At 44.6% G+C, this 16,906-nt stretch carries 12 protein-coding genes and 1 pseudogene; 8 read left to right on the top strand and 5 right to left on the bottom strand.

Features of this window, described 5'->3' with window-relative positions; all coding sequences use genetic code 11:
* Window positions 1-319 precede the first annotated feature (319 nt).
* From ACK8OT_RS12740 to ACK8OT_RS12710, 7 genes and pseudogenes are all read left to right on the top strand, one after another.
* Window positions 320-2,557, top strand: a pseudogene (locus ACK8OT_RS12740) (ABC transporter permease subunit).
* Window positions 2,558-2,570: 13 nt separating this feature from the next.
* Window positions 2,571-4,223: a phosphate ABC transporter permease PstA gene (pstA, locus tag ACK8OT_RS12735; RefSeq protein ID WP_410196899.1), complete on the top strand. Its 1,653-nt coding sequence runs from the start codon at window positions 2,571-2,573 to the stop codon at window positions 4,221-4,223.
* A 35-nt stretch (window positions 4,224-4,258) separates the two neighbouring features.
* On the top strand, window positions 4,259-5,077 hold the full coding sequence (gene pstB / locus ACK8OT_RS12730) for a phosphate ABC transporter ATP-binding protein PstB (RefSeq protein ID WP_410196898.1): 819 nt from the start codon (window positions 4,259-4,261) through the stop codon (window positions 5,075-5,077).
* Window positions 5,078-5,094: 17 nt separating this feature from the next.
* Window positions 5,095-5,799, top strand: coding sequence for a phosphate signaling complex protein PhoU (gene phoU, locus ACK8OT_RS12725; protein ID WP_410196897.1), 705 nt, complete (start codon window positions 5,095-5,097; stop codon window positions 5,797-5,799).
* Window positions 5,800-5,969: 170 nt separating this feature from the next.
* On the top strand, window positions 5,970-8,948 hold the full coding sequence (locus ACK8OT_RS12720) for an HD domain-containing phosphohydrolase (RefSeq protein WP_410196896.1): 2,979 nt from the start codon (window positions 5,970-5,972) through the stop codon (window positions 8,946-8,948).
* 140 nt (window positions 8,949-9,088) lie between these two features.
* On the top strand, window positions 9,089-10,291 hold the full coding sequence (fabV, locus tag ACK8OT_RS12715) for an enoyl-ACP reductase FabV (RefSeq protein ID WP_410196895.1): 1,203 nt from the start codon (window positions 9,089-9,091) through the stop codon (window positions 10,289-10,291).
* 136 nt (window positions 10,292-10,427) lie between these two features.
* The gene (locus tag ACK8OT_RS12710) at window positions 10,428-11,867 is read left to right on the top strand and encodes a helix-turn-helix domain-containing protein (protein ID WP_410196894.1); all 1,440 of its coding nucleotides are present in this window, start codon (window positions 10,428-10,430) and stop codon (window positions 11,865-11,867) included.
* A 152-nt stretch (window positions 11,868-12,019) separates the two neighbouring features.
* On the opposite strand, the gene ACK8OT_RS12705 is transcribed toward ACK8OT_RS12710, so the two are convergent.
* From ACK8OT_RS12705 to opgC, 5 genes are all read right to left on the bottom strand, one after another.
* A complete protein-coding gene (locus ACK8OT_RS12705; RefSeq protein WP_410196893.1) occupies window positions 12,020-13,882 on the bottom strand; it encodes a M48 family metallopeptidase in 1,863 nt (620 codons plus the stop codon).
* Between the two features lie 94 nt (window positions 13,883-13,976).
* A complete protein-coding gene (locus ACK8OT_RS12700; RefSeq protein WP_410196892.1) occupies window positions 13,977-14,354 on the bottom strand; it encodes a PH domain-containing protein in 378 nt (125 codons plus the stop codon).
* A 73-nt stretch (window positions 14,355-14,427) separates the two neighbouring features.
* A complete protein-coding gene (locus ACK8OT_RS12695; RefSeq protein ID WP_410196891.1) occupies window positions 14,428-14,553 on the bottom strand; it encodes a hypothetical protein in 126 nt (41 codons plus the stop codon).
* A 66-nt stretch (window positions 14,554-14,619) separates the two neighbouring features.
* On the bottom strand, window positions 14,620-15,111 hold the full coding sequence (locus ACK8OT_RS12690) for a DUF2141 domain-containing protein (protein WP_410196890.1): 492 nt from the start codon (window positions 15,109-15,111) through the stop codon (window positions 14,620-14,622).
* Window positions 15,112-15,180: 69 nt separating this feature from the next.
* On the bottom strand, window positions 15,181-16,308 hold the full coding sequence (gene opgC / locus ACK8OT_RS12685) for an OpgC domain-containing protein (protein ID WP_410196889.1): 1,128 nt from the start codon (window positions 16,306-16,308) through the stop codon (window positions 15,181-15,183).
* A gap of 166 nt (window positions 16,309-16,474) precedes the next feature.
* Here opgC and ACK8OT_RS12680 point away from each other — a divergent pair, with 166 nt between their 5' ends.
* Complete coding sequence (locus ACK8OT_RS12680) at window positions 16,475-16,696, top strand: DUF6500 family protein (protein ID WP_410196888.1); 222 nt, start codon at window positions 16,475-16,477, stop codon at window positions 16,694-16,696.
* The last annotated feature ends 210 nt before the right edge of the window (window positions 16,697-16,906 follow it).

The raw sequence follows: 16,906 nt of genomic DNA, 5'->3' as shown, positions 1-16,906 counted from the left end.
GATGAATTTTTTGTGACAACTGCTGCGTTTGTATAGCCTATTAAGTAATTATGACAGTTTGATGAACTTTGTCATAAAAGTTTAATCTAAATTCATTTTATTTTGACTGCCCTTTAAGGCCTCAATAAACCATTTATCTTTAATAATTTCAATCTGTCAGTGATATGTTGTTTCTGTCTTAAATTCTCTTTCTCTGTTTTTTAGTTGATGTTTTTTCGCTTTGGTTTTTTTCTTTAGTAGTATTCGAACGCGTGTAACAAAAGTGTCATCAATAATAAATATACTGTGCGCAATTTAAGAAACCATTCAGAGGATACCAATGGCAGAGGATTTTTCCCTGTCGCTTGCTGGGAGTCGCAAGCGGTTGGTAAAAGATAAATTAGCGAAGTACAGTGTAACCACTGGTGCTATCATGGTACTTACCGCACTTTTGCTTATTTTCGTTTACCTTCTTTATGTTGTGCAGCCAATATTTGAAAGTGCACATATCGAAAAACAAGCCAGTTTAGACTTAGCCAAAGCCGATGCCGACCACGGCAAAACGTTGGCGCTGGGGATGGAAGAGCAGAATGAAATTGCCTATCGGTTAACTGATACAGGATTAATTGAATTTATCTCTATCAGTGGTGAAACGGCTGGTGAGGTTATTTTAACTGAGAAGCTAGCTGGCAAGGTCACGGCATTTAGTCAAACTATCCCATCTAAAGGCATGATGGTTTATGGCTTTGATGATGGCTCGATTCAAATTGTACAGCCTGATTTCATGGTGTCATATCCTAATGATCAGCGTTTAATTGAGCCTAGAGTGCTTTACCCTTTGGGTGAGGAGCATTTACAGATTGACCAATCAGCGGGGGCGATTAAAAACCTCGCGTTTGAGATGGCTGAAGAGCAAGCAGGGATTGCCGCAGTGATGGCGGATGGCCGCACAGTCTTTATGGCATTAACGGCTGAAGAGAACATGATGACAGAAGAGGTCACATGGACTCAAGTCAGTACCGAGCTACCTGATGCACCTGCGAAAGTCGATCAAATCCTATTACTTCCTAACATGCGCAACCTTTATCTGCGCAGTGGCAACCGACTTGCCATTTACGATATTTCGGATGTTGAGGATGTGTCTTTAACTACTGTATTAGATATTAATGCACCTGGTGCTAATGTGACTAAAGTGCGCTTGCTCACCGGTGCTAGCTCTTTGATTGTGGGTAATGACAACGGGGCGGTTTCACAGTGGTTTGAAGTGGCTAAAGATGGTCAGCGTCGTTTAACTCAAATTCGTGATTTTCAGGCTCAAAGTAGCATTGTTGATATCGCCCCAGAATTTTACCGTAAGGGCTTTTTAACCTTAGACAAAGAAGGTTATTTAGGTATTTTCCATACCACAGGTAATACCCGCTTATTGTCTGAAAAGCTATCCGATGCGCCTTTGAACGCGGTGGCTATCTCACCGCGCGCTAATGCCATTTTGGTGGAAGAGCAAGGCAAGCTTTCGCTATATGATTTAGAGAATGAACACCCTGAGGTGACTTGATCGGCTTTATGGCAAGAGGTGTGGTACGAAGGTTACCCTGAGCCTGATTATGTTTGGCAATCAACGTCCGCCAGTGATGAATTTGAGCCTAAGTTGAGCTTAGTACCGATTTCTTTCGGTACCATTAAAGCCGCGTTTTACGCCATGTTGTTTGCCGTGCCTATTGCCATCGCGGGTGCTATTTATACTGCCTACTTTATGTCAGCGCCGGTGCGCTCGGTAGTCAAGCCCACGGTTGAGATCATGGAAGCACTGCCGACCGTAATCCTTGGCTTTTTGGCTGGCTTATGGCTAGCACCGATTGTAGAGGAAAACCTGCCTGGCATCGTCATGCTCATTCTTGGTCTGCCGATAGGCGTGTTACTTGCAGCGTTTATTTGGCATAACCTACCTAAATCAATTAAGCAGGCAACACCAGAAGGCGCACACTCGCTTATTCTTATCCCAGTAGTGATTCTGATAGGTTACCTTGCATTTGAGCTGAGCTCCCCCGTTGAATATTGGTTATTTGATGGGGATGCCCGTAAATTCTTGACCAATGAATTAGGGGTTAGTTTTGACCAACGTAACTCCTTGGTAGTGGGCATTGCCATGGGCTTTGCGGTTATCCCAACGATTTACTCCATCGCTGAAGATGCGGTATTTAGCGTGCCAAAACACCTTACCAATGGTTCATTAGCTCTAGGTGCGACCAACTGGCAAACCTTAGTTCGTGTGGTTATTTTAACGGCTAGCCCAGGGATTTTCTCGGCAGTGATGATGGGCCTTGGCCGCGCCGTAGGTGAAACCATGATTGTATTGATGGCAACCGGTAACACGCCATTAATTGATTGGAGTGTGTTCCAAGGTATGCGTACCTTAGCAGCGAATATCGCAGTAGAAATGCCAGAGTCAGAGGTGGGCAGTTCGCACTATCGGGTTCTGTTTTTAGCTGCTTTCGTATTGTTTGTATTTACTTTTTTCTTCAACACCTTGGCGGAATTTGTTCGTCAGCGTTTGCGTGAAAAGTACTCTAGCCTGTAACTGAGAGATTAAGATGAGAAATTGGTTTAAATCGGGCGCGCCATGGATCTGGATGACCGGCGGTGCCGTCTCTATTAGCTTAGTGGCTGTAGTGGGTTTGTGTGTATTAATTGCTTGGCGCGGATTGAGTTTTTTCTGGCCTAGCGCTGTCTATGAGTTCGAATTAGAAGAGCTTAATGGTCATCGTCATACGGTTATTGGTGAGTTATATGACAGTGAAAAAGTCAGTGCCGAGCGGATTTTATCTTCAGGGGTAAAATTGCCTGAAGATCACAGCGATGTAATCACCCGTTATTTGCTTAAAACCGGTAACCGTGAATACGTAGATTTGGATTTTCGTTGGATAATGGAAACCCAAATTCAAAACCAAACAACGCCATCTGACATTGCCGTCTTTGAGCGTTCAACCAATGGTAACTTTTATGGTTATGTCATTGGCTTGGTTGAAAATGGCCAAGCAGTTAATGCACAAGATATGCGTAGCGAGCTATTTCAGCGCATGGAGCGTGCAATTGACTTAAATGACAAAGCAAGTGATTTGCAACATGGCCCAATAGGTAAAATTAACTATGAGTTAGAGCGCTTGCGCCTCAAAGAGCGTAAATCTGAGCTTAATGGTGAGCTAGATGACGCCGCTAAAGCCGATTTTGAAGCACAGCGCCAGGCCTACCATGAGCAGTATTTAGAGTTAGAAAAAGAGCTATTCGATTATCGCAACCAAGCATCACGCGATGCGGTGATAGTCAAAGACATGGATGGCCGTGAAGTAACCTTGCCAATGCAAAAAGTATTGGATGTACATTTTCCTAATGACATGGGCTTCTTCGCTAAGTTTGGCCGCTGGGTGCATCAAATGTATAAGTTTGTTAGCTCAGATCCACGTGAAGCTAACACCGAAGGGGGGGTATTCCCTGCGATCTTTGGTACCGTGTTTATGGTGATGCTGATGGCGGTGATTGTGACCCCATTAGGTGTGGTTGCCGCGATTTACTTGCACGAATACGCCAAGAAAGGGCCTATTACTAAGATGATCCGTATCGCGGTTATTAACTTAGCGGGCGTTCCATCTATTGTTTACGGGGTATTTGGCTTAGGCTTTTTCGTATACATGGTCGGTGGCAGCTTAGACCAAATCTTTTACCCTGAAGCTTTGCCATCACCTACCTTTGGCTCGCCAGGTGTGATTTGGTCAGCGCTTACCTTGGCAATCTTAACCTTGCCTGTGGTGATCGTATCGACCGAGGAAGGCTTATCGCGTATTCCTTCATCGGTTCGCCAAGGCTCATTAGCATTGGGGGCAACGAAAGCGGAAACCCTATGGCGCATTATTGTGCCGATGGCGAGTCCCGCTATTATGACGGGATTAATTTTGGCGGTGGCGCGTGCTGCTGGTGAGGTTGCGCCATTGATGCTAGTTGGTGTGGTGAAAATGGCACCCACTTTACCATTAGATGGTAACTTTCCGTATTTCCATTTAGAGCGTAAGTTTATGCACTTAGGTTTCCATATTTACGATGTTGGTTTCCAAAGTCCAAATGTTGAGGCGGCTCGTCCTCTGGTTTATGCCACGGCATTTTTATTGGTTACTGTCATTGTTGGTCTGAATATGTCTGCCATCGCTATCCGTAACCGTTTACGTGAAAAATTCAGAGCCTTGGATCAATAATCCAGGTCATACAGAACATAGATAAGGTAACACAGATGATTTCAGTATCAGCAGAAACAGCAAATGCCCCAGCATTGGATCTGAATAACTTAACCGAAGCGCAAACTGCGTTAGAAATAAAAGATCTGAATTTATATTACGGCAGCAAACAAGCTTTGTTTGATGTCAACATGAAGATCCCGAAAGGGCAGGTAACGGCTTTTATCGGGCCATCGGGTTGTGGTAAATCAACCCTGTTACGCTGTATTAACCGAATGAATGATCTTGTTGATATTTGTCGCATTGAAGGCAGTATCGATCTACACGGCACCAATATTTACGACCGTAATGTGGATGTGGCTGCGCTGCGCCGCCGCGTCGGTATGGTATTCCAACGTCCTAACCCTTTTCCTAAATCGATTTACGAAAATGTGGTGTATGGACTTCGCCTACAGGGCATCAAAGATCGCCGTTCACTGGATGACGCTGTTGAGCGCTCATTACGTGGCGCTGCGCTTTGGGATGAAGTAAAAGATCGCTTGCATGATAACGCGTTCGGTTTGTCGGGTGGTCAGCAGCAGCGTTTGGTTATTGCTCGCGCAATTGCCATTGAACCTGAAGTATTATTACTTGATGAACCTACTTCGGCGCTAGATCCGATTTCAACTTTGACTATCGAAGAGTTGATTAACGAACTAAAAAGTAAGTATACCGTGGTTATCGTTACCCATAACATGCAACAAGCGGCTCGGGTATCAGATCAAACGGCATTTATGTACATGGGCGAGCTGATTGAATATGCGGATACGAATACGCTATTTACGACCCCAAGTTTGAAGAAAACCGAAGACTATATTACCGGACGTTACGGCTAGGCCCGAAGGAGATATAAATGGAAAACATGAATCTAAATAAACATATTTCGGGCCAGTTTAATGCTGAGCTAGAAAATGTGCGTAACCAAGTGTTGGTGATGGGCGGCCTAGTTGAGCAGCAAATGAATGATGCGATTGATGCTGTTCATGACCAAGACAATGAAGTGGCTAAACGTGTTGTTGAGCGTGATCGCAAGGTTAACTCGCTTGAAGTTTCGATTGATGAAGAATGTACGCGCATCATCGCGAAACGCCAGCCTGCCGCGAGTGACTTACGTCTGGTGATTGCAATCATCAAAACCATCGCCGATCTCGAACGCATTGGGGACGAAGCGAAACAAGTTGCTCACATGGTGATCGATAATGCCAATAAAACCCAGCCGCCATTGGTGAGTGTTGAGCACATGGGTCGAAATGTAGTGAAAATGCTACATGAGTCGTTAGACGCATTTGCTCGTATGGACGTGGAAGCGGCGGTGAAGATCCACGCATCGGACGTTAAGGTTAACCGTGAATACGAAAGTGTAGTACGCGAGCTGATGACCTTTATGATGGAAGATCCACGCTCAATCCCTCACGTACTGAAAGTGCTTTGGGCTGCTCGTGCTATGGAGCGCGTTGGTGATCGCTGTAAGAATATCTGTGAATACATCATCTACTTTGTTAAAGGTAAAGATGTACGCCATATTGACAGTGAAGAAATGGAATCATTGCTGAAATAAAGGATTATTTCAGCAGATAGAACGATTTTGGGGAGCTTAGGCTTCCCTTTTTTTGGCCTCATTTTTTGCTTCGTGTTTGGCACGATTTTCATTATCTTCCAGATTTTTCAATAACGATATTTAATTGCTTTACTATCATTAATAGGGCGTAAATTAATCAAGGAAAAATCATGGAACGCAACCGCAAAGGGTTCGAATTGCATCTGCATATCAGCAGTTTATTTATCGTGCTGATCCTAACTTGTGGTTTATCGTTAGTAAGTTATAGCGATATGCAAATAAATAAATTGATGCTGGACGCCTCCGAGCAATTGTTTGAGCGTATCGATAAAGAAATTGAAACCAGTGTAGATAAAAACTATTACGCACTGGAAACGACCCTCACCCTACTGGCGAAAGGCAACCTGGGTCAAGGCCGTGACATCGAAGCACGTCATAAGACTTTTGCTCAGCTTTGGCAGATCCTGCAAGTTAACCCTGATATGAATGCTGTGTATGCGGGATATCAAAATGGTGATTTTTACTTTTTAAGTAAACTGCATCCAGATCAGCTTGAAGGGTTACCCGAAAGTGCACAGTCAGCCAAGATGCTACTGACAACAATAGAGCATGGCACAACAGCAAACCAAGCAAAGCTACAAGTTTGGCATCAATACTATGATGATTCAGGCGAGTTCATTTACGGTAATGATAATCTGGGCTTTGATTATGATCCCAGGCTGCGCGCTTGGTATCAACAGGCCATGGCTGACAATAAATTAATCGTAACCCAACCTTACATTTTTCGTAGCTCGCAATTACCCGGCATTACTCTCGCTGTGCCGACTGAACAAAAGCAGGCTGTCGTGGCGGTTGATTTTACCTTAGCGTCACTCTCGTCGACGCTAACCAACCAAGATTTACCAGATGCTTCACAAGCCTTGATCTTAGATGCTAAAGGCCAAGTTATTGCCTATCAAGACGCTAATAAATTGTTTTCTAAACAAGGCTCCAAATTAATGCCGGTAGGGGAATTGGGTCAACCAGTTTTGGATTACGTGGTGGCAAACTATGAGATCAAGCCACAGAAAATTGACTTTGAATACGCCCAAGATCATTGGTTAGGTGAGTTATCTAAATTGCGCTTTTCTCATCAGGGCGATTATTACCTGTTAATGATTACGCCGACTAAGGCCTTATTAAAAAATGCCCAACATATTCGCAATACCTCACTCTATATTGCGCTCATCATTATATCCATTACCTTGCCTATCGCTTGGTTGTTTTCAAGGTTGGTGGCTAAACCCATCAAGGATCTCACGCTGCAATTAAAAAACATCAAGAATTTTGATTTTTCTCAGCCGATAAAGTCAGGTTCGGTGATCCGCGAGGTGGCTGAATTAGCCAATGTCGCGTCATCCATGCAGCAAACGATAGCGAACTTTCAACATCTTTCTAAAACCTTATCGGCTCATCAGTCTTTACCTGAGTTATTGAAAAGTATGTTGCAACAAAGCGCACTGATGACTAAAACCCGTGGGGGAGTGGTATATCTTTATGATAAGGCCAGTGAGTCATATCAATATGGGCAGGCTTCGTTGCTTGATTGTCAGTATGAACAGGCACAACTCATAGTGAGCGCCTGCCAGCAGCAAGCCGATCGTTTGTTACAAGAATCTGGCTTATTGAGTGAGTCAGAGAAAGTAAAAGTCGCGAATTACAGTAAGAGCCAAAACCCCCTTAAATTAGAAGACTTACTGTGCCACGAAATGGCATGTGAGCAGCTCAGGGTTACATGGATAAAGCTAACAAGCCAGCACAACGAACCTCTCGGTATATTGGCCATGCTAGAGCCGGCTATCGACGAGAATTACCATGAACCGAGTTTTATCCAAGCCTTAGGCGATTATTGCGGGCTAGCCATTGAAGGTCAGTTATTACTCAACGAACAACAGCAATTACTGGAAGGCTTTATCGAGTTGATCGCCAGCGCCATCGATAGCAAATCACCTTATACCGGCGGCCATTGTTCTAGGGTACCGGAAATTACCAAGCTGTTGGCTAAGGCGGCTTGTTATGAACGAGAAGGTTGTTATGCTGACTTTACTTTATCCCGTGAGCAGTGGCAGGAGCTGCATATTGCCGCTTGGCTGCATGACTGTGGCAAAATCACTACGCCGGAATTTGTGGTTGATAAAGCCACTAAGCTTGAGACCATATATAACCGAGTTCATGAAATCAGAATGCGTTTTGAGTTGCTAAAAATGAGCGCTCAACGCGACTATTGGCAGGGACTGGCGCAGGGCCAAAATGAAAACGTATTACGGCAACAACGAGATAACTTGTTACAACAACTTGATAGCGAATTTGACTTTGTTGCCAAGGCCAATATTGGCGGTGAGAGCATGTTGGCTGAGGATATTGCTCGGTTACAGCAAATAGCTAAGCGTACGTGGCAACGAACCCTAAATGATCGGATTGGTTTATCTCGGGATGAACTGGCTAGAATGGATCAAACAGCGCCAACTTTACCTGTGACTGAAAGCTTACTTGCGGATAAGGCGGAGCATTTAATTGCGCATGATGGCAGTGACTTAGCAAAACCGGGAAATCCATGGGGATTTAATATGGCGGTGCCAAACCACAAGTATAACCGAGGTGAGTTGCATAATTTATCCATTGAACGAGGCACGCTAACTGCAGAGGACCGCTATATTATCAACTCGCATATAATCTATACCGATGCCATGTTATCTAAGTTACCATTTCCTAAAGACTTAAAAAAAGTACCTATCATTGCCGCCAGCCATCATGAACGCATGGACGGTCAGGGCTATCCAAAAAAAGTGGCCGCTGGCACGTTACCCTTAACCGCAAGAATGATGATGATTGCCGACGTATTTGAAGCGCTTACCGCATCAGATCGACCTTATAAGGAAGCAAAAACCTTAAGTGAAGCCATTAAGATCATGAGCTTTATGGTAAAAGAGCAACATTTAGATGGCGACTTATTTGCACTGTTTTTACGCTCTGGCGTGTATTTAGACTATGCCAAAAAATATTTGCAGCCAGAGCAAATGGATCAGGTTGATTTGTCGGTTTACGGGATTATTTCACAGCAGTCGCGTTACCGTTTTCATGACGATGATATCTTAGCTGTGCAAAGTTAGCCGGATGGGGTGGTATTTTGATTGAGAAAAAGTTGTTATTCGGCACAGATAAAAAAACTAAATTTTCGTCTAAGGCGGAAATAGGGTATCTTTAGGCCAAAATTTTAACCCTCATACAGAGTCTAAGACAGAGTCAAAGCATGATTATTAAACCAAAAATTCGTGGATTTATTTGTACGACTACCCATCCCGTTGGCTGTGATGCCAATGTTGCACAGCAAATTGCATACACTAAATCGAGAGGCTCAATTAAGAATGGTCCTAAACGTGTACTCGTATTGGGCTGTTCTGCCGGTTATGGTTTATCTTCGCGTATCTCAGCGGCATTTGGTAGCGGCGCAGCAACCTTAGGTGTTTGTTTTGAAAAGCCGGGTACAGAGAAAAAACCTGGCTCTGCGGGTTGGTATAACTCAGCCGCGTTTGACAAATATGCTAAGGCGGAAGGCCTTTATGCTAAGACCATCAATGGCGATGCGTTTTCTCACGAAGCCAAAGCCAAAGTGATTGAGCTGATCAAACAAGATTTGGGTGAAATTGATCTTGTTGTTTACTCACTGGCGTCTCCTGTTCGTAAAATGCCGGATACCGGTGAAGTGGTTCGCTCTAGCTTAAAGCCTATCGGCGAAACCTATACTTCAACGGCTATCGATACCAACAAAGACACCATTATTGAAGCCAGTGTTGAGCCTGCCACTGAAGAAGAAGTGGCGAACACGGTGACTGTAATGGGCGGTCAAGATTGGGAGCTATGGATTGAAGCACTTGCCGAAGCGGGTGTGTTAGCGAAAGGCGCTCAAACCGTGGCTTACTCTTACATCGGCACAGAAATTACTTGGCCTATCTACTGGCATGGCGCGTTAGGTAAAGCAAAAGAAGACTTAGATCGCGCAGCGGCAGAGCTAAATAAAAAGCTAGCGGCGGTTGATGGTGCGGCTTACGTTACCGTGCTCAAAAGTGTGGTGACACAAGCCAGTGCGGCGATTCCTGTAATGCCTCTTTATCTTGCTATGGCCTTTAAGATCATGCGAGAGCAAGGCATTCATGAAGGTTGTATGGAGCAAATCCAACGCTTATTTGAAGCGCGTTTATACAAAGAAGACGGCACAGCGCCTGAAACCGACGAAGCTAAGCGTTTACGCCTAGATGATTGGGAGCTGCGCGACAGCGTACAAGATGCCTGTAAAGCACTATGGCCACAAGTGACGACTGAAAACTTATTTGAAGTGACCGATTACCAAGTTTACAAAGATGAGTTTATGAAACTATTTGGTTTTGGTATCGAAGGCGTTGACTATGACGCTGACGTTGCAACTGAAGTTGAGTTTGACTGTATTCAGCTGTAATCAAGCCGACTGAGTTTAATGATCAAGCCGCAACCCAGATTGCGGCTTTTTTATGCCTTTATGCTGGCCTAATGGCTTGGCTTTATTGTAGGCTAAGTAAGGTAGCAAGTTGTAGGTGACAGGAAAGTCAGTCGTTATGGATCATATATCTCGGGTATTACAGTTAACGGATTATATCGAAGCCAACTTACCTAATGTGTTAAGCGTTAGCCACTTATCTGAATGGTTGGGGGTAAGTAAATGGCACCTTCAGCGTGAGTTTAAGGAAGTTACAGGCCATTCTATCGGCCAATATAGTACCGGCCGTCGCCTGAGTTTAGCGGCGCAAGCTCTTGCCAAAGATAATTACCGCATATTAGATGTTGCCCTCGATTATGGATTTGAATCTCAAGAAGCCTTTGCTCGCGCGTTTAAGCGCCATTTTAAAATCTCCCCCAAAAACCTTAAGGGCCAGCTAAGCTGGGCGGATAACATTAAGTTTCAGCCACTTACACGCGCTTATCTAGAATGTTATCAGCAGCTCAAAGGGTTTAAACCCAAGTTAGTAAAGCTCGATGAGATGCAATTAGTGGCATTGCCCAAGTCCTATGTCACCATCAGGCATGGCGAAGCCGAGTTTAATCAAGCCTTACATGAGCACTGGCAACAGTTTACTCAAAGCATGATGCGAGATCTCCCTGACTTACAGCTGATGCATGATAGCTGTTTTAGTGTTGAATTTTCGAACCATTGTAGTTATGAAACGGGTGAGTTTTTGATGATGAGCGCTGCTGCAATTGGTGCAGAGCGACCAAAGTTACCCGAAGGCAGTGAGCTGATTTATTTTAACTTAGCACCTAAGTCTTATTACTGTTTCGAACTTCCCAGCCATGACTGGGTGGCCTCTTTTTTGCGTTATGCCTACGATCACTACTTACCAGAGCAGCAACTTGCGCTAGTTGATTATCCCGTTTTATGGCAGGGTACTGAGCAAGGCGGGGTGAAATGTTATTTACCGTTATCAGCCGATAAGACGCAAACAACGCCGCCCAAGGCGCTCAAGGTGAGCCAAGAATTAGTGACGTTTACGCCATCAAATATGGCCCTTGAACACAGTAAAGCCCCCTTAAGTTGTCATCAGCTGTCACATCGTTTGGCTTTTTTTCTAGCGCAATTCCCGCAGTTAATTGAGCATAAACAGGGAGAGCCAAGCAACGCCTTGATTATTGGCGCTCTTCAAGCCAAGCGATTCAATATTGAACACGAGTTTCACGGTGCCATGGCGACCCCGATTGCAACGTCAACGGCGCTTGCTAAGGGGGAAATAAGTCGTGACTCATTACCGCTAACCGAAGCCAAATACCTTAACTGTAAATTAGAGGGCAGCTTAGCCGAAATTGGTGAAGCGATGAAGTATGTCTATCACTACTACTTATGGGATTCGCCTTATTATCGAGTACAAGGCTTAGAGTGGCTAACGGATATCAAGCGCACGCCAGATGGCGCTTATAGCTGCAATTGGCGGATACCCGTGAAACATCGCAGTGGCAAACAAGTTATGCAAGCCGACTTAACTAAGGTCAGTGTCGCAAGCTAGGCATATATACCCAAGTTACTTCAAGATGCTTGTTCAGCGAGAATTTGTAGGCCTTGGCCGCAGGTCGTTAGGCGCGACGCTGATTTGAGACATAGTGATTCACGGTTGTTAAACTACGTTGAAAATCAGCTATAAACCAATGCTTTGCTACTTTACTTGATACGCACGCCGTGTTTTAACACTTCATTGGCCATTAATTCTTCTTCGCCAGAGCGGACAAACACATAAACCGTTCTGTCTATTTGTTGATTAAGCCACTCTTCCAGTTTGCGCGCTTTGGTTTCATCGCCAAACCAACCTTTGAGCTCGACCGTCACGATAAATGGTGCCTTATTCTGTGCGTCAGGCACGACTTTTTCGGCAACAAAAGCATGTTTAACTAAGCGATGTTGGCGTAAGCGCTTGACTAGATAAACGGCTTGCTCATCTTGCTCCGATGGGGGCTGTAGGGCGTCATCATAGTTGAGGTAATTTATTGCTTGCCAACGCTGTTCAAGCTGTTGGTATTCATAGCAATAACGCTGATGCCAAGCCTGCGCTTCTGTTGCTTTACCTTGCTTGTTTAGGTAATGCCATGCCATTTCACATGACGCCAGCGCAAAGTCGGGATCTTTTGCCGATTTGGTTAGCAGGTCGATAATTTTATCTTTTTGTTGCTGGTAGCATACTCGGGCTAAGGCATAAGCTGCCTTGGCTTGGTTCGGTTGGCGTTGATAATAAATAAAATAGCTCTTGGCCGCATGTTTTAGACTGTGGATTTCTTCAAGTAAGCAGGCCTTTTGCCACAACTGTTCATCATCAAGATCTGTGGGTTCTATTTTGAGCAACTGGCTTAGTTTAGCTTTTTGCTCTTTGATATATTCAAAGCGGTGATGCCAACGTTGTCTCATGGCTTGATACCAAGCATGATCAAAGTCATTAACGAGCGTATCAAAAAAACTGCCTAGCCAAACCTGCGCAGCATACTGCTTAGCGGGCTCTGGAAGCTTTGGCTCAACATCTAGCGCCTTAATGCGATCGGTTAGTGAAGGGTGGCTATCGGCATAGTCGGTTTTCACTTCAAGGGCTGTTACTAATTCCGCTCTGAGATCGGCTTTGGCTTGTTCATTGTCAGTCAGAAAATCGGCAAAACCACGCCATGGCATGTGTTTGGGCTCGGGCTGGCTGTCGGCTTGGTTAAAAAACGCATCCCAATAGTGTGATTCAAGGTAATCGGCAATCACATGGCTTGTGATCAAGGCATCGGCCATATCTTGTCTTGAGGTTAATTTGGCAGCAATGCGGTCGGCTTCATACTCGTTGGTGCGTGCTAACACAAATGAATAAGCGTGAAAACGCGGCGCATACCAATTAAAGAAGCTCGCCATCATTTTTGCGCCCCATGAATCTTGGTATTCAAAGGCATGCATTATTTTCAGCCAACTGGCACGCACCCGATAGATCCAACCAGCGAATTGGCTGTGTTTCCCCGATAAGTGACCTAGTTCATGGGCCAGCACGGCCTTAGCCTGTGCGGGCGTCATCACCATTAATAATTCGAGACCGATAAATAGGGTGTTTTTTTGCCAACCAAAGATGCCTAAGAGTGGGGTTTGCAAGATGGCGGCATTGTGCCTTTTTTCAACGATCACTTGGTGGATTTTTGGGGTTTTCAGTTGTTTACGTAATTGATTTAATTGGTCAAAGAAAACGGGACACTGCTTACGCGTAAGCTCATAACCCTTAGGCGCATCAAATTTGATCCAGAGGGATTTGCCCAAAATCCAAGCGGCAGGAATGGCAGCGAAAATGACTTTAGTTTTTAGCAGCAGAATGAATACGCCGGTGCTAAACAAGGCAAGCCCAATTAAGCCGCCGATAATGCCTAAAAATAGTGCCAGAGCGGAAAAGATCACCAAATACCCAAACATGGCAAAGGCAAATAAGCGCAGCTTATAACCGCGCTCGCTGTTCATCACTTGACGCTCTGCGGCAATTACCGCATCTTCAAAAACATTATTACTGGCTTGGCTCATAGCGAAAATCAAACAATAAATAAGGTGTAAAATTATTGTCAAATTACCATGCGCAGACAAGCCTAAGGCCGTTAAATTGTGATGCTAGCTAGCCTTATTGAAACATAAAATTTGCGATGGTTTTTTGAATGCCAACCACATCTGTGCCTTTTTTCAATTCTTTGACTATGGGTGAAGATGAGCCCGAAATCCAAATTTTTAGCTCTGAATCCATATCAAAAGTACCGGCGGATTCTACGCAAAAATGGGTAATGGATTTGTAAGGGATCGAATGGTATTCAACCTTGCTTCCTGTGATCCCTTGCTTATCAATTAAGATCATGCGTTTATTAGTAAAGACGAACATGTCGCGAATTAACTTGTAGGCCAATGCGAGTTGTTCATTATCCGCCATGATGGGCGCTAATTCTTGGCTTAATTCGGCTAAATTCACCTCGGACGCATTGCCCAAAATCGCATCAAATAATCCCATATAGAGTTCCTTTAATTTCTGAAGTTAAGTTTGTTCAGCCTAAGGTGATATGGTTTGACTGGCAAGGCTTAGGTTAAAACTTGTTGTTCACCAGAAAAATCAAAAAATACAGCACAAGTCCAAATGCGCTACAGCCAAGGATAAACCCTAATACCCCTAGACAGATCTTTTTAAACTCGGTGATGAGTGATTCTATCATTATGATTTCCTCATAAATGAAGGGAGCCTGCACTGCCTATCGCAGGCTTACCCTTGGTGTGAATGGCTAGTTCATGCGGATGTTGGTAGTGGTGTCTTGGTTTAGGCTAAATTTCACCTGCTCCATACTGGGAGGCCCCATTAATACTGGGTTGTTCGAGTAGCCATAAGGCTCTTGGGGGACTCCTTGGCGATCCATGGCCAGTTGGTTGTTGTCGTCTAAATCCTGCAACACAAAAATGGCGTAGTCACCGCTTGGCACATCAGATAAAACGATGGGCTGCTTGGCTTGCTCTAGGCTATAGGTTTGCTGCAAAAAAGAGGCTTTATCGCTAAGTAGGTTATCGCTGCTGCGATACACATACAGCTTCACATTGCCCTGTGGTTTGGAAATATTACTGAGCTGGATGGTTAAGCTATGTACAGATGTGTCTGCTGGGCTTTCACCCGAGCTTTCACCCGAGCTTTCACCCGAGCTCGCCGTTTGTGTGGTTGGGGCTTGCTCGCAAGCGGCGAGTAGCATAGCGGCACTGGCAATAAGTAGTAGTTTTGTTTTCATCGTATTTCCTTTGTTAGGGATGCGACAAGCCATTCGCCGCATCGTGGTTGTGTGGGGTTGAATTTAGGTTTAAGCGCTAATGGGGCGATTGATAATCTGGTGCTGAGCTTGCTGTTTGCGTTGATGTAACAGCGCAGGAATAAAAAGGCTGCTGGTGGTCAGTAAGATAGCCAAGGAATAGTAGTCGGTTTGATTGATGCGAAATAGCACCGGCGCAGCAATAAAGATAACCACGGTATGCCAAGCAAATACTTGCAGGGAATGGCGGCCAAGCAAGCTTAACCAACCGAGATTCATCGCATTTGGCCAACGTTTGATGAGATATCCAAATAAGTAAGCCAGTAGCAGTAAGTTGAGCAGCCTTAACCAACCTAACTCAGGTTTATCGGCCAAAGCGTACAGAACGCCTTGATGAATCCCAAAATCCAGCAATGCACCTTGGTGGACAAAGAACATTCCGCTACAAAGAACTAGCGCCAACCAAACTAGGCTAGGGTAACGATACCAATTAATTGTGCCTTGGCGTTGATAAAAACCAATACAGACGCCAATAACAAAAATCAGCTGCCAAGCCCAGGGATCAAAATAGCCTACGCGAATAGCTAAATCCGGTGAAATAGCGCTAAACAGAGGGGCCAAGCTGGTTTGATTAATCCAGCCACTGGCAAACCACAGGGCTAAGCTAAGGCCAAGTAACAAAGGCGAAAATCCTTTACGCAGTAGCAATAGCATCAGAGGTAACAGCAGCATAAATAGGGTGTACATGGGCAAGATATCAAAATACGCGGGTCGGTTTAGGAGTAAGGCTGACAGCCAAGCCGCATGCTCGGGCGCATTGATAAAATTGGGCATGATGAACAAATAGAAATCACGCATCGTCGGCTCAATATTAATGCTGATCCAAGCCACTAATAAGACTAAAATTAAGCAGATGAGATGGTAGCTATAAATACTGAAAGCGCGGCCTAGGGCCTTACGGGTTAATTGCGATTGGCTATATTTCGGGCTGCTGTAAATCATGCCCGCTAGCAATCCGGAGATAAAGACAAAGCCTTCGGCTGCCCCCACTTGACCTAATGGTTGCAGGGTGAAAAGTTGCAGCACAGTTTGGCCACCGCTATTCCACACCAGATGATTGATCATCATCAGCACCAGAAAAAGCCCTCTTAATGTATCTAATCCATTGATTCTAGGCATGTCAGTACTCCTGTTGTTTGATTTTGCTTTGTTTTAGCTTAGCCATGGCATCGCCAACAAACTGACCCAAAGTGCGCAATTAACATTTTTAACGAATTTGACGTTGGTTTAGGTTTTCTGCTTAACTGCAGACACTTTTTTATTATTCTGAAAATAAAGGACTTTTATGCTGGGACATGACATAACCAAGAAGATGATACGAGTTTGCGATGAGAAAATAGCTAAGAAAGGCGAACAAGTAGGTCTTTCTTTTTATGCTTTTTTCGCGAATAAAAATAGCGACCCTGAAACGCTGATGGCGGTCGCGACTTGGTGGATCCAAACTCATCGGCTCGACCATTTTGAAAAAGCCAGCAAGATAAAAAGCATGCTGATAGATGAGCAATAATTTAGGGTCTGTTGATCTTTTGAGCTGGTTTTTGCAGCGATTTGTTGGGTATTTATACAAAACGTTCGTTGTGGCCAGCACCTTTGTGGCATAGTGAACTACGCGAAAAGGCGCTAACGCAGTAGAAATGACCAACAAACGCTGTCCTACGGATTCGGCTAAAAGCGTTTTGCCCGTCGTTGAGCAGTATTTACTTAGAATGCTAAGCTA

Source organism: Motilimonas thetidivivens (genome assembly GCF_046452435.1).
GTDB lineage: Bacteria > Pseudomonadota > Gammaproteobacteria > Enterobacterales > CBDFNC01 > Motilimonas.
Note: the sequence above shows the minus strand (reverse complement) of the source record. Positions and strands in the feature narration are given on the sequence as shown.